This is a genomic window from Lysobacter sp. TY2-98 (assembly GCF_003367355.1).
Classification (GTDB): Bacteria; Pseudomonadota; Gammaproteobacteria; order Xanthomonadales; family Xanthomonadaceae; genus Cognatilysobacter.
Window position 1 is genome coordinate 80613 of sequence record NZ_CP031413.1, and the last position, 13131, is coordinate 93743.

Genomic DNA, 13131 nt, shown 5'->3' on the forward strand with positions numbered 1-13131 from the left:
CCTTACGGTAGCGATGTCAGGAGAGGCTCGGGGAGAGCCGCCTGCTCCCTTTCCGATTGGGCTCCGTCATGCGCAAGGTTCTGCCTTTCGTCGCTCTGGCCGCCGTTCTGGCCGGCTGCGTTCGCTCCGATGATTCCAAGACCGTTGCCGGGGCGACGAAACCCGCGGCGCTGGCTGCCACCGAGCGTCATGCGATCGCGACGCCGCTGTCCGCGATCCGTGCCCGGGTCGTCCATGGCGAGCGGTACGCATCGCTGCCCGATCGCGGAGAGCTTCTCGCATACACCGCGGGCGTGCCCGAAGTACGTACACGCGCGTACACGTGGAAACAGGTCCGGCTGAGCGAGGCCCATGCGCTCGATGCGATCGGCGGTGTCATGAGCGTCGAAGCGCCGGACGGCCACCTCGTCCGGCTGCGCTACGACCACCACATTGAACATCCGAACGGCGACTGGACTTGGATCGGCCGACCGGCCGGTGCGCAGCCGGGCACGGAAGCGATCATCACCTTCGGTGAGAAGGCGGTATTCGGCTCGATCCCCGACGGGAAGGGGCCGCCGCTGCGCCTGATGCACGCGAATGGCGTGTCGTGGATGGTGCAGACCGATGCCGCTGCACTGGCATCGATTCCAGGCGCTCACCCGACAGGGACGGACGCGATTCCGGTGCCGCGCGCTGCGTTGCGGCCAGCTGCTGACGCGCCGTCTCGCGGGTCAGCCGCAGCGCCGACTGCAGCCGCGGCGACTGCGACCGCGTCCACGACTGTCGATCTCGTTCTCGGCTACACGAGTGGTTTCGCCAGTCGCCTCGGCGGCCAGTCGCAGGCGACAACGCGCTTGAACAACATGGTCGACTTTGCCAACCAGGCGTACCAGAACAGCGGCATCGACGGGCAGGTCCGCCTCGTCTACACGCTCCAGGTCGACTACGCGGACAACACGAGCAACGACCAGGCCCTGTACGACCTGACAGGGTACGACTGCTCCGGTAGCTCGTGCACGAGGCGGACCATTCCAGCTGCACTACAGCCGCTGCGCAACGCTCGCGATCAGTATGGAGCGGACCTTATTTCGCTCGTCCGAGCCTTCGACAACGGTACGAACGGAAGCTGTGGTGTCGGCTGGATTATCGGTGGCGGGCAGCAGCCGATCGATAGTTCGGATGCGGCATGGGCGATGTCGATCGTAAGTGACAGCAATGGCCGCGGTGCAGGGTCGTTCCCGAGCGGCGGGTATGTCTGTCGCGATGAGACGCTGGCGCACGAAATGGGCCACAACATGGGCGCGCAGCATGATGTGGCGACCGCGAAGGGTAGCAATGGCGTTCTGGACGCCAATGATTATGGGCGTTACGCGTATTCCTTTGGTTACAAGACGGACGCGAATAACGGCAACTTCTACACCATTATGGCGTACGGCGATTCGGGGCAGACGGCTTACCGCATTTTTTCTAATCCGCGTACTACGTACTGCGGGGGGAACCCGTGTGGTACGAACCAAGCAGACAACGCTCAGACGCTGGCGCAAACGATGCCGGTAATCGCGTCCTTCCGTGCGACGGTAGTGCCGGTGCCGGTGCCGGTGCCGGTGCGAGTGCCTGTGAACGCTGTGCAATGCGGCGACGCGAACGGTGATGGTCGTGCCGACGTGTTCTGGCATAACCCGAACTTCGGCATGGAGTATTGGCTGATGAACGGGACGACGTGGAGCTATGGGGGCGTGCGCGGCGTTGCCAGCAAGTATGAAATCGCAGCAATCGGTGATTTCAATGGTGATTCGAGGGCGGACATTCTCTGGCGCGACGTGGATCGTACGGAACTCTGGGAATGGCAGGCGAAGCCGGACGGTACCTACAACGTCGTCTTCCTGCGTTCCTACCCGGCCGGGTGGGATATCGTTGGGACCGGCGACGCGAACGGTGATGGTCGTGCCGACGTGTTCTGGCATAACCCGAACTTCGGCATGGAGTATTGGCTGATGAACGGGACGACGTGGAGCTATGGGGGCGTGCGCGGCGTTGCCAGCAAGTATGAAATCGCAGCAATCGGTGATTTCAATGGTGATTCGAGGGCGGACATTCTCTGGCGCGACGTGGATCGTACGGAACTCTGGGAATGGCAGGCGAAGCCGGACGGTACCTACAACGTCGTCTTCCTGCGTTCCTACCCGGCCGGGTGGGATATCGTTGGGACCGGCGACGCGAACGGTGATGGTCGTGCCGACGTGTTCTGGCATAACCCGAACTTCGGCATGGAGTATTGGCTGATGAACGGGACGACGTGGAGCTATGGGGGCGTGCGCGGCGTTGCCAGCAAGTATGAAATCGCAGCAATCGGTGATTTCAATGGTGATTCGAGGGCGGACATTCTCTGGCGCGACGTGGATCGTACGGAACTCTGGGAATGGCAGGCGAAGCCGGACGGTACCTACAACGTCGTCTTCCTGCGTTCCTACCCGGCCGGGTGGGCGATCTGCAGCGGCTACTGAGATTGACGGTTCACCATTAGGCGTACGGGTAATTGGTTCGGTGTAAGGCGGTCCCGACTCCGAACTCAGCTACCGCGTAGCCATTTGCCTTCGCGACATGGAGGATGATCCGCTCCAGCGCGTGGGCGATAGTTCCGTCCAGCTGGCCAGTTTCAATTTCAAAGTCTGAGCTAGTGAGCGTGGCGTCCAGCAGCGGCATGATTGCTGCGAGGCGCAGCCAGTACATGCTTCCCGAGGCGAAAGTCGCGTCGTGCCCCGGCGCAGCAATGCCCAGTCGGGTGCATAGGCGTTCTACATTGGCGGCGTTCGCGCCCCAGTAGTAGGCGATCGGCACCTCGTGGCCTGCCGGCACGAGCAGGCCCAAGCGCGCGTTCGTCGAGAAGGCCTGAAAAGCGCTCACGCCACGGCCATCGGCGAGGAGACTGCGTACCATATTGTCGCGCCATGTGTCGCCGTCGCTGCGATGCGGCGATTTCTTCGTGTGCAGCTTAAGCACGATGGCCTCACCCTCGTGATGCAGGCGCCTCACGACGCGGAGAAAGGGTAGGAGGTCGCGACCGCGATTCTCGTAGATAACTATCTCCGTCGGATGCGGGTGGCGCTCGGCTACGGTTTGCACGGCCGCCGCCCGTTCTGGAGTTGTGGTGACGACAATCCGGGCATTTGGCAGCGCATGGTGGACCGCGTCCAAAAGTTCTCCGAGCACGTCGGCATACCACGCATGGACCACCACACAGGGGCGTATCGGCGTCTCGTGAGCTGAGGGCGCAAGTGCACGACGCGTCGCGTGCAGCCAAGCGTGGCCCCAAGCCGCGTCGGGCTCGAGCACGGCGCCCTCGGCCCATTCGTTCCAAGCATTGATAAAGACGGGGCGATCCTGCTGCAGTTCGATCAGGTCGCGGAGCCATCGACCATACTGTGTGGGTGTGGCGTGCAGGTAAGTGCGGCCGCAGCCAGCGCGGCGCGCCTCGTTATCCCATCCGCAGTTGACCCCACGATGCAGGTGATAGGCAGGCGGCTGGCGGCGGACAAACCCGTCGGCCATTGCTCTCCAGCTTAGCGTCTGGCCTGCATAGTCGGGATTGAGCAGCGCTTGCCGAGCGGTAGCGTCGACATCTACGCCCAGACTCGGCGGAAACTCAACGGCAGCATCAAATCCGATACTGCCTGCATCCGGTCGTTCGAACGACTGCACATACGCGAGATGGATTTCCCCGATGTTATTTTCGCGACACCACGTACGCCAGCGCTCCGCGGTCGCTTTCGGATCCGGCAACAGCATCGGCCGGTAGAGCAGCAGCATTGGCTTGCCGTCCACGCGCAGATAGCGGGGATCGCGCAGATAGTTGGCGACATGCGAAATGAACGCGATGTCGTCCTCCGGTGAGTGCTTCTGTGCGATGAGGACTTCGTCGTCGCGGCCGTCCCAGCGGCGCGTCCAATTCTCGTTCGCCCAGCAGAGGCAGTACTGGAAGTCGATGGACTTGTCATTGAGCCAATTGCTTAGCGGCTCTTCGAGCAGCGTCTTGCCGCCGAACCAGTAGAAGTAGAAGCAGAACGCGGACAGGCCGTAGGTCTTCGCGAGTTTGGCTTGGTCGCGCATGACCTGCGGATTGCGCAGGTCGTAGAAGCCGAGGTCCCCGGGGAGGCGTGGTTGCAGGTGGCCCTCGAACTGCGGGAGGGCGCGCGTGACGTTGCGCCACTCGGTAAACCCTTTGCCCCACCACTCGTCGTTCTCGGGAATGGTGTGGAACTGCGGCAGGTAGAACGCGACGAGCGTGGCGGGCAGCGGGTCGGGCAGGGGCTCTTCGCTGTATTCGAGGTAACCGATGCAGCGCTCGTCGGCGCGCACGTGCGGGCGGCGTTCGTAGCGGCTCGCGACCTGGCCCTGCGCGGGCAACGGGCGCACGGTCTGGAATTGGCGCAGGAAGCGCGAGCGCCAGAGGTCGCGTTGCGCCTCGCTCATGGGGATAGCGCGAAACACGGTGCGCAGCGCGACGAACAATGCACTACGAACACGGCGGGTGAGAGGGGGCGGCGTCATTCGGCGCGAACTCCTGGGTATGACGGGGCCGGCGGTCGAGCCTTCACGGACACGCTGACGCAACGACAGTCGATTCGGACTGGACCAGCGTCGATGGGGTGGTGTTCGCTGCCGCCAAGGAGCGAATCCGGTACCCGCGGCCGCTCGTGTGTCGATCGGTGTGCGAGCCGACGGTTGGCAACCCGGCGTCGCAAGTTCGGTTTCACCATCGTCGAGCGCCGCTAGGTATGTCGGTCAAGACAACAGTGGCATCGACCTGCTACAGCATCTGGTAATTCGGCCCCGAGCCACCTTCCGGTGTCACCCAGTTGATGATCTCGTACGGGTCCTTGATGTCGCAGGTCTTGCAGTGCACGCAGTTCGCGGCGTTGATCTGCAGGCGCTTGCCGACGTCGGCTTCTTCGACGATCTCATAGACGCCCGCCGGGCAGAAGCGCGTGCACGGATTGCCGTATTCCTCGGTGCAGCGCGTCACGCAGATCGAGCTGTCGAGCACCTTGAGGTGCACGGGCTGGTCTTCGTCGTGTTCGGTCGCGGCGAAGTACACGCCGGCGAGGCGGTCGCGCGGCGGGAGCGTGCGGTCGACGTAGTCGCGCTTCGGGCTTTCGGAGTCGGCCAGCTTTTCCATCTGGCACCAGTCCGGCTTGTTGCGCAGCGTCCACGGCGAGCGACCACCGGTCACGGTCTCCCATGCGGCGTTGAGCAGGCCGAACCACAGGCCACGCTTGAATGCGGGCTTGATGTTGCGGACGGTGTGCAGTTCCTTCATCGCGTCCGACGCACGCAGCTTTGCGTCCCAACCCTGAGGCGACAGCTGCGTCGACACGAGATGTTCGGCGGCGAGCATGCCGGAGCGGATCGCCTGGTGCGTGCCCTTGATCTTCGGCACGTTGAGCAGGCCGGCGGTGTCACCGATGAGGATTGCGCCCGGCATCTCGCAGGTCGGCAGCGACTGCCAGCCGCCCGTGACGATCGCGCGTGCGCCCGCCGACACGATTGAGCCGCCTTCGAGCAGCGGCTTCACCGAAGGATGGTTCTTCCACTGCTGGAAGGCCTCCCACGGCTGGTAGTTCGGATCCTTGTAATCGAGGCCGCTGACGTAGCCGATCGCGATGCGGCCCTTGTCCAGGTGGTACAGGAAGCTGCCGCCGTAGATGCTGTTGTCCGCCGGCCAGCCGAGCGTGTGCACGATCTTGCCGGGCGAGACCCGCTGTTCCGGGACCTGCCACAGCTCCTTGATGCCGATCGAATACGTCTGCGGGTCGTGGCCTTCGTCGAGCTTGAACTGCTTGACGAGTCGCTTGGTGAGATGACCGCGCGCGCCTTCGGCGAGCACGGTGACCTTCGCGCGGATGTCGATGCCCGGCGTGTAGCCCGGCTTGTGCGAGCCGTCCTTCGCGACGCCCATGTCGCCGATGCGCACGCCGATCACGGCACCGCTTTCGTCGTGCAGCGTCTCCGCGGCGGCGAAGCCCGGATAGATCTCGACGCCCAGCGCCTCCGCCTGCGGTGCGAGCCAAGCGCACATCGCACCCAGACTGACGATGACATTGCCGTGGTTGTTCATCCCCGGCGGCACCGGCAGCTTGCGCGCACCGGTCTTCGACAGCAGCCAGAACTCGTCGTCCTTCGCCGGCACGCACACCGGCGGCGGGTTGTCGCGCCAGTTCGGTAGCAGCGCGTCCAGCGGCCCCGTTTCGATCACCGCTCCCGACAGGATGTGTGCGCCGATCGTCGACGCCTTCTCGATCACGCAGACCGAGATCTCCGGGTTCAGCTGCTTCAGGCGGATCGCGAACGCCAGGCCCGACGGCCCCGCGCCGACGGTGACGACGTCGTACTCCATCACGTCGCGTTCGATACTCGACTCCGTCAGCATTGCTTCACTCCGGGCGCATCGGCCCGACAGGTTGGGGAGAGGGGCGCATGTTACCTTCCGGCCGGCATTCGGGCCCGCCGAGGCGTCTGGCGCGCCCGGGGCGACGCGCCGACGGAGGCCTGTCTAGAATGGCCGCTTCCTCTCCAATCTCCGAGGGTTCGGTAATGTCGGTAATTTCACGTCGCACTGTCGCCAGCCTGATCGCCTGCGTCGCACTTGCGGGCTGCACTCAGGAACCTGCGACGCCGGGTGCGCCCGCTTCGTCGTCCGCCGCGGCGCCGGCGGCTGCAGTGCCGGCCGCCTCCGAAGCAGACGAACAAGCCCGCCGCGACGTCTACCTGCATTCCACGCAGACCCTCGCGTTCATGGGTGTCACGCCCGACAAGCATGTGCTTGACGTGGAACCGCAGTCGCCGTGGCTGGTGCGCGCGCTCGGCGGCAACGCGAACTACGCCGCTGTCGTGCCGATGGCGGCCAGCGATTTCCTCGCCGCGAACAAGAATGTCACTGGATGGAGCGCCGCGAACGTGCGCTCGTTCAGCCCGGTGGACCCCGTGTTAGGTGAGCCGGCTTCCGTCGACGTTGTGATATCGGTCGACGACGTCGGCGGCTGGTTCCGCGACAAACGCATCGAAGGAATGTTCAAGGCGATGCACGCCGTGCTTAAGCCTGGCGGAACGCTGGGCGTCATCGCGCCGCGGGCCACCGCGCCGATGGCGGAAAGCGACACGTCCGGTTACCTGGCGGAAAAGCAGGTGGTCTTCTACGCCGAGCTCGCAGGTTTCCAGCTCGCGCAGTGGAGCGAAATGAACGCGAACAAGAGGGACACGCGGGACTACCCTAACGGTGCAGCCTCGCTCCCACCGACCCTTAAGGGCGGGGATAACGATCGCGCTCGATTCGAAGCTATCGGCGAGCCTGACCGCATGACGCTGAAGTTCATCAAGAAGTAGCGTTGAATCGTCGACCGCGGGCGTCGTGTGGGCGCCCGCGGGATCGAACGAAGTCACTTCATTCGACTTCCCGTGCCGATCGACGCTGCGGTTGAAAGTGTCCATCCGGCCACCTCACGATCGAGCTTCACCAGCGCGCGATCGAACGCGTCCACCACGTTCGGCACGTCCGTCGACGACGCCGGTTCCGCGACGACGAACGTGCGCGACGCCAGTACATCGGCGGCGTCTGGACGCAGCAGCTTCGCGCTGACTTCGATCGTCGCCTTCGGCAGAGCGCCACCGGCGTAATCGGCTTCGAAGCGCCGCACGTCGAGCAGCAGACGGTAGTCGCCGTTGACGCCACTTCCCGCGCGCGCCACTGCGCGCAGGCGGCCGGAGTCCTCGAACGTGCGCACCAGCGAGGCCAGCAGCATGTCCGACGGACGCTGCGCCCAGACGCCGCCCTTGTACACCTGCAGCTCCTGCGGCGTCGGGCGGACGGCGATGCGCATGCTGTCGTAGGGGCGATCAATCTGCACCGGCCCGACGGTCAGCTGCGCATCGACACGCGGCCATGCCGGGTCAGGCGCCGCATTCGCACGCGGTGCGAACTGCTGCGGCGGCTCCTTGCTGCCGCCGATGATCGAACATGCGGGCAGCGCGAGCACGGCCACGAGCACCGCGGTGCGGGCGAGGGACGTCGTCACGGACATGCGCGGCTTCATTTGGGTTCGAATTCCTTCGGACGTTCGCGGCCGAGCAGATAGCTCGTCGGGCCGCTGTCGAGACGATCGGTGACCTGGCGCAGGTCACGCACCAGCGAACGCAGTTCGGTCAGGGTCGGGCCGACCTGGCCCAGCCCGTCGTTCGCGAACGAATGGATGGCGGCGCGGTTCTCGTTGACGATGCCGTTCGCGCCGTTCGCCGCCGACTGCAGCTTGTCGAGCGTGCCGTCGAGCTTGGCGACGAGGCCCGGCAACTTGCTGGCGAGATCGCGGTCGACGTCGTTCACCACGCCATGCGCCTGCACCAGCGTCGCGTTGAGCTCGGCGCTCGAGGCCTTCGCGTTCGCGATGACGGCGCGCAGGTCTTCGCGCTCGGACGCGATCGACGTCGTCAACGCGTCGATGTTGTTGAGCGTGTTGGACACATGCTGGATGTTCTTCTCGCTCAGCACCTGGTCGAGGCGCGCGACGAGCCGGTTCGCGGTGTCCGCGATGTTCTGCAGCGCGCTTGACTCCGTAAGGATCACCGGCTTCTCGCGGTGGTCGACGCTTACGAGCAGTGGCGCGTTCGGGCTGCCACCGGTGAGCTGGATGAACGGCGGGCCGGTGATGCCGCTCTGCGACATCTTGGCGCGCGTGTCGGTCTTGATCGGCGTTTCGGACTGGATGCGCAGCGTGGCCAGCACGCGGCGCGGGTCTTCCGGTGCGAGCTTGAGGCTTTCGACGGTGCCCACCGAGATGCCGTTGTACTGCACGGAGCTGCCTTCGCTGAGGCCGGTGACCGGTTCGTTGAAGACGACGGAATATTCCTGCCAGTCCTTCTCCGACGAGTACTTCGCGGCCCACAGGGCGAACAGCAGCAACGTCGCCGTGACGACGATGGTGAAGGCACCGATGAGGACGTAGTTGGCCTTGGTTTCCATGGTGCGCGGTCCGGTCAGGCGGTTCGGGTGCGGTCACGTCCGGCCTGCGCCGCACGCGCCCGCGGGCCGTGGAAGTACTCGCGTACCCAGGGATGGTCGAGCTGCTCGATCTCCTCGATCGGCGCGGCCGCGACCACCTTGTGGTCGGCGAGCACGGCCACGCGATCGCAGATAGCGTAAAGCGTGTCCAGATCGTGTGTGATCAGGAAAACGGTCAGGCCCAGCGCCTTCTGCAGCGTGCGCAGCAACTGGTCGAACGCGGCGGCACCGATCGGGTCGAGGCCGGCCGTCGGCTCGTCGAGGAAGAGCAGGGGCGGATCCAGCGCGAGCGCGCGCGCCAGGCCCGCGCGCTTGCGCATGCCACCCGACAGCTGCGACGGCAGCTTGTCGATCGCTTCGGCGGACAGTCCCGCGAGCTTGACCTTCAGCAGCGCAATCTCGCGGCGCAGCGAATCGGGCAGGTCGCGGTGGTATTCCTTCAGCGGCACTTCGACGTTCTCGCCGACGGTGAGCGACGAGAACAGTGCGCCGTCCTGGAACAGCACACCGGTGTTGCGCTCGATCTCGCGACGCTTGGCTGGATCGTCGCTGCGCGCGTCCACGCCGAGCACCTCGATCTCGCCTTCGTCAGGGGTGCGCAGACCGAGGATGGAGCGCATCAGCACCGACTTGCCGGTACCCGAGCCGCCGACCACGCCGATGATCTCGCCGGGCATGACGTCGAGATCGACGCCGTCGTGCACCACCTGGTCGCCGAAGCGATTGACCAGGCCGCGCACGCGGATGATGGGCGAGGGCGCGTTGCGCGCGTCGTCGGTCGCCATCAGACGTCCATCACCATGAACCACAGCGCCGCGGCGGCGTCGAACACGATCACCAGCGAGATCGCCTGCACGACGGCCGACGTCGTGCGTTCGCCCACCGACTGCGCCGTGCCTTCCACCTGCAGGCCCTCTAGGCAGCCCACCAGCGAGATCACCATCGCGAAGATCGGTGCCTTCGCCAAGCCGACCCACAAATGCCGCACTTCCATCGTCTCCTGCATGCGCGCGAGGTACTGCTGCGGCGGGATGTCGAGTGCGTACGCGCCGACCGTGAGGCCACCGAGCAGGCCGGAAATCATTGCGACGAAGGTGAGCAGCGGCAGCATCGCCAGCAAGGCGAGCACGCGCGGGATGACGAGCAGGTCGATCGGATCCATGCCGAGCGTGCGGATCGCATCGACCTCCTCGCGACTCTTCATCGCGCCGATCTGCGCGGTGAACGCGCTGGCGGTGCGGCCCGCGAGGATGATCGCGGTGAGCAGGATGCCGAACTCGCGCAGGAACGACACGCTGACGAGTTCGACGACGTAGATCTCCGCGCCGAAGTCGCGCAGCACGTTGGCGCCCAGGAACGCGACGACCGCGCCGACCAGGAACGACAGCAGCGCCACCAGCGGCGTCGCGTCGAGGCCGACCTGCTCCATGTGGTGCACCAGCGCGATCGGCCGGAAACGCGAGGGCTCCTTGATCGTGCGCAGCAGCTTCACCAGCACTTCGCCGAGGAACGCGACCAGCGCCATCGCTTCCTTGGCGTTGTCGTGCACGGCGAAGCCGAGACGGCCGATCGCGGCGACGAGGCCGTATTCCTTCTTGCGCTTCGGGCGTTCGTCGGCGACGTCCTCGATCGCCGCGACCAGTGCGCGGTGTTCGTCGCGGAACTCGAAGCTGTCGAAGTCGACGCCGCAGCGCCGCGACCAGCGCAGCAGTTGCAGCACGCCCAACGAATCGAGGCGCCCGATGTCGCGTGCGTCGACCTGCTGCAGCCCGCAGGGCGCGGCGGCAAGGATCTCGCCAATGGACGTCGCGTGTTCGAGCGTCCACTGGCCGCCGAGGCGAACGGTGCCGCCGCCGGCATCGGCGTCGAGAGTGGGCGGGGCGGAAGTCGGGTCAGTCATGCTCGCGGCGGAGCATACCGGCTCGGCGGTGCGCGGAAGGCATGCGATCCTTCACCCATGACCGCGCCCATGAGCGAAGCCGCCTACGTCGCGCGAATCGACTTCATGGTCGAGCTCGCGTCGCGCCTGCACCGTTATGGCACCACGGCCGAACGCCTTGAGGGCGCGATCGTCGCGGTGGCGTCACGCCTGGGGCTGGGCTGCGAGCCGTGGTCGAACCCGACGGGGCTGATCCTCACCTTCACCGATCCGGGGCGCGCGACCGGCCTGCGCGATATCACGCGCGTGCTGCGCCTGTCGCCGGGCGACGTCGACCTGCATCGACTCGTCGAGTCCGACCGCATCGCCGAGGAAGTGCTGGAAGGCCGGCTCGATGTCGACGAGGCGCGCGTGCAGCTGCGCGCGCTGGACGCGCCTGCGCCGCCGATGATCCGGCGCGCGGAAGTGGTGGCCTTCGGGCTCGCGGCCGCGGCCGTCGCCGGCCTGCTGCGCCTGCCGTGGCTGGACATCGGCGTCGCCGGCGCGACCGGGCTGATGATCGGCCTGCTCGATCTTCTGGCCGAGCGCCATCCGCGCGTGCGCGCGGGCTTCGAGGCGCTGGCGGGCATGCTCGCTGGCGCCACGGCGGTGGTGGTCGGCAGTTTCATCGGGCCGCTCAACCAGAACACCGTGATCATCGTGTCGCTGATCGTGCTGTTGCCCGGCCTCACGCTGACCAATGCGGTCAACGAACTGACGGGCCAACAGCTCGTCTCCGGCACCGCGCGCTTCGCGGGCGCATTGACCACGGTGCTGAAACTCGCCGTCGGCGTGCTGGTGGCGGTGTACGCGCTCGACCTGATCGGGCTCGATCCGCCGGCGCGCGGCTCGCGGCCGCAACCGCCGTGGATGGAATGGGTCGCGCTGGCCGTGGCGTCGTTCGCGTTCGCCGTGCTGTTCCGCGCCAGCGTGCGCGACTACTTGCGTGTCATGGCTGCGGCGGCGACGGGCTACCTGATCTCGCGTTTCGTCGGCGAAGTCGCGGGCAGCCCGGCCGGCGTGTTCGTCGCGGCGTTGTCGATCACCGCGCTCGGCAATGCCTATGCGCGTTGGTGGCATCGTCCGGGCGCGATCATCCGCGTGCCGGGCATCATCACGCTGGTGCCCGGCAGCACGAGCATGCGGGGCCTGCTCAACCTGATGCAGACACAGGACATGGGCGCCGGCCAGGCCGCGATGGTCACGGTGATCAACGTGCTGGCGGCACTCGTCGCCGGCCTGCTGTTCGGCAATCTGCTGCTGCCGTCGCGACGCAATCTCTGACTCAGACCCGCGGCGCCTGCCAGACGTCGTAGGCCCACAGCGCGGCCAAGGCGAGCGCCACGGCCCAGATCGCGACGATCACCGCGGCCATGCCGCGACTCGTCGGCCGCGTCGCCATCGCGGCCGCGCGCGCATGCGCATCGGCGATCACCTCGGCCGGCATCCAGCGCATCACGAGCGCGATACCGAGCGGCACGATCAGCACGTCGTCGAGATAGCCGAGCACCGGGATGAAGTCGGGGATCAGGTCGATCGGGCTCAGCGCATAAGCCGCGACCGCGAGCGCGGCGATGCGCACCGCCCAGGGCGTGCGTGGATCGCGCGCGGCGAAGTACACGACGAGCGTTTGCTGCTTGAGGCGCCGGGCCCAGCCGCGCAGGGACGTCAGGATGGACATGCGACAAGCCTCGCGTCGCGCAGGTGACGGGGCTGAAAACGACGACGCCGGCACGAAGCCGGCGTCGAAGACGAGCGCATGCGGATCAGCGGATCACGAAATCTTCCAGTGCGCGGCCCTTGTCGGTGAATGCCTGCAGCCAGCGCGGCTGCTTGCCACGACCGCTCCAGGTCTCGTTCGCGTTCTCGGGGTTGCGGTACTTCGGCGCGACCTTGGTACCGGCGAACTTCGACGGCCCGCGCTTGGCGCGCGTGCGCTTGACCGGTGCGGCGGGCTGGGTCGATGCCGATGCCGACGCGCCACGCGCGCCGAACAGCTCGGCGATCGAATACCCCTCGGCACGGGCGAGCTGCTCGAGGCGCTTACGCACGTCGGCGATCGGCTTGCGCTTCTTCAGCGCCGCGCGACGCTTGTTCGCCTGGGCGATGAGCGATTCGAGCTCCTTCGCCGACATGCTGTTGAGATCCAGGGCCATGCTGCCTCCGAATACCGAAAAGAAAA

Annotated in this window: 11 protein-coding genes; 3 read left to right on the forward strand and 8 right to left on the reverse strand. The window is 66.1% G+C overall.

Going from position 1 to position 13131, the window contains the following annotated elements; all coding sequences use genetic code 11:
- The first annotated feature begins 68 nt into the window (after nt 1-68).
- Entirely contained in the window at nt 69-2486 is a 2418-nt protein-coding gene (locus tag DWG18_RS00430) for a reprolysin-like metallopeptidase (RefSeq protein ID WP_115644559.1), read from the forward strand.
- 16 nt (nt 2487-2502) lie between these two features.
- Here the strand turns inward: DWG18_RS00430 and DWG18_RS00435 are convergent, their stop codons facing one another.
- Together DWG18_RS00435 and DWG18_RS00440 are read right to left on the reverse strand one after the other, a co-directional pair.
- A complete protein-coding gene (locus DWG18_RS00435) occupies nt 2503-4530 on the reverse strand; it encodes a glycoside hydrolase family 99-like domain-containing protein (protein WP_115644560.1) in 2028 nt (675 codons plus the stop codon).
- Between the two features lie 259 nt (nt 4531-4789).
- On the reverse strand, nt 4790-6409 hold the full coding sequence (locus DWG18_RS00440; RefSeq protein ID WP_115644561.1) for an electron transfer flavoprotein-ubiquinone oxidoreductase: 1620 nt from the start codon (nt 6407-6409) through the stop codon (nt 4790-4792).
- 128 nt (nt 6410-6537) lie between these two features.
- On the opposite strand from DWG18_RS00440, the gene DWG18_RS00445 reads away from it, so the two are divergent.
- Nucleotides 6538-7362 (forward strand): methyltransferase, encoded by an 825-nt coding sequence (locus DWG18_RS00445; protein ID WP_162823626.1) that lies wholly within the window; start codon nt 6538-6540, stop codon nt 7360-7362.
- A 53-nt stretch (nt 7363-7415) separates the two neighbouring features.
- Here the strand turns inward: DWG18_RS00445 and DWG18_RS00450 are convergent, their stop codons facing one another.
- Genes DWG18_RS00450 through DWG18_RS00465 form a run of 4 tightly spaced genes read right to left on the reverse strand, consistent with a single transcriptional unit; the run spans nt 7416 to nt 10931 of the window.
- Nucleotides 7416-8057 carry an ABC-type transport auxiliary lipoprotein family protein gene (locus tag DWG18_RS00450; protein ID WP_115647953.1) on the reverse strand — a complete coding sequence of 214 codons (642 nt, stop codon included), beginning with the start codon at nt 8055-8057 and terminating at the stop codon, nt 7416-7418.
- 8 nt (nt 8058-8065) lie between these two features.
- Nucleotides 8066-8992, reverse strand: coding sequence for an MlaD family protein (locus DWG18_RS00455; protein ID WP_115644563.1), 927 nt, complete (start codon nt 8990-8992; stop codon nt 8066-8068).
- 14 nt (nt 8993-9006) lie between these two features.
- A complete protein-coding gene (locus DWG18_RS00460) occupies nt 9007-9816 on the reverse strand; it encodes an ABC transporter ATP-binding protein (protein ID WP_115644564.1) in 810 nt (269 codons plus the stop codon).
- On the reverse strand, nt 9816-10931 hold the full coding sequence (locus tag DWG18_RS00465) for an ABC transporter permease (protein WP_115644565.1): 1116 nt from the start codon (nt 10929-10931) through the stop codon (nt 9816-9818). Before DWG18_RS00465 ends, DWG18_RS00460 begins: the two co-directional genes overlap by 1 nt.
- Before the next feature lie 57 nt (nt 10932-10988).
- On the opposite strand from DWG18_RS00465, the gene DWG18_RS00470 reads away from it, so the two are divergent.
- A complete protein-coding gene (locus DWG18_RS00470; protein WP_115644566.1) occupies nt 10989-12233 on the forward strand; it encodes a threonine/serine exporter family protein in 1245 nt (414 codons plus the stop codon).
- Between the two features lies 1 nt (nt 12234).
- Here the strand turns inward: DWG18_RS00470 and DWG18_RS00475 are convergent, their stop codons facing one another.
- A complete protein-coding gene (locus DWG18_RS00475) occupies nt 12235-12630 on the reverse strand; it encodes a YkvA family protein (RefSeq protein WP_115644567.1) in 396 nt (131 codons plus the stop codon).
- Between the two features lie 85 nt (nt 12631-12715).
- Nucleotides 12716-13105: an H-NS histone family protein gene (locus tag DWG18_RS00480; protein ID WP_115644568.1), complete on the reverse strand. Its 390-nt coding sequence runs from the start codon at nt 13103-13105 to the stop codon at nt 12716-12718.
- Nucleotides 13106-13131: the final 26 nt, after the last annotated feature.

What these genes read in the sequence shown, in the direction of transcription:
- DWG18_RS00465 (WP_115644565.1), bottom strand. Translation starts at nt 10,931, where the DNA reads ATGACTGACCCGACTTCCGCCCCGCCCACTCTCGACGCCGATGCCGGC.
- DWG18_RS00480 (WP_115644568.1), bottom strand. Translation starts at nt 13,105, where the DNA reads ATGGCCCTGGATCTCAACAGCATGTCGGCGAAGGAGCTCGAATCGCTC.
- DWG18_RS00455 (WP_115644563.1), bottom strand. Translation starts at nt 8,992, where the DNA reads ATGGAAACCAAGGCCAACTACGTCCTCATCGGTGCCTTCACCATCGTC.
- DWG18_RS00435 (WP_115644560.1), bottom strand. Translation starts at nt 4,530, where the DNA reads ATGACGCCGCCCCCTCTCACCCGCCGTGTTCGTAGTGCATTGTTCGTC.
- DWG18_RS00470 (WP_115644566.1), top strand. Translation starts at nt 10,989, where the DNA reads ATGACCGCGCCCATGAGCGAAGCCGCCTACGTCGCGCGAATCGACTTC.
- DWG18_RS00450 (WP_115647953.1), bottom strand. Translation starts at nt 8,057, where the DNA reads ATGTCCGTGACGACGTCCCTCGCCCGCACCGCGGTGCTCGTGGCCGTG.
- DWG18_RS00460 (WP_115644564.1), bottom strand. Translation starts at nt 9,816, where the DNA reads ATGGCGACCGACGACGCGCGCAACGCGCCCTCGCCCATCATCCGCGTG.
- DWG18_RS00445 (WP_162823626.1), top strand. Translation starts at nt 6,538, where the DNA reads ATGGCCGCTTCCTCTCCAATCTCCGAGGGTTCGGTAATGTCGGTAATT.
- DWG18_RS00440 (WP_115644561.1), bottom strand. Translation starts at nt 6,409, where the DNA reads ATGCTGACGGAGTCGAGTATCGAACGCGACGTGATGGAGTACGACGTC.
- DWG18_RS00475 (WP_115644567.1), bottom strand. Translation starts at nt 12,630, where the DNA reads ATGTCCATCCTGACGTCCCTGCGCGGCTGGGCCCGGCGCCTCAAGCAG.
- DWG18_RS00430 (WP_115644559.1), top strand. Translation starts at nt 69, where the DNA reads ATGCGCAAGGTTCTGCCTTTCGTCGCTCTGGCCGCCGTTCTGGCCGGC.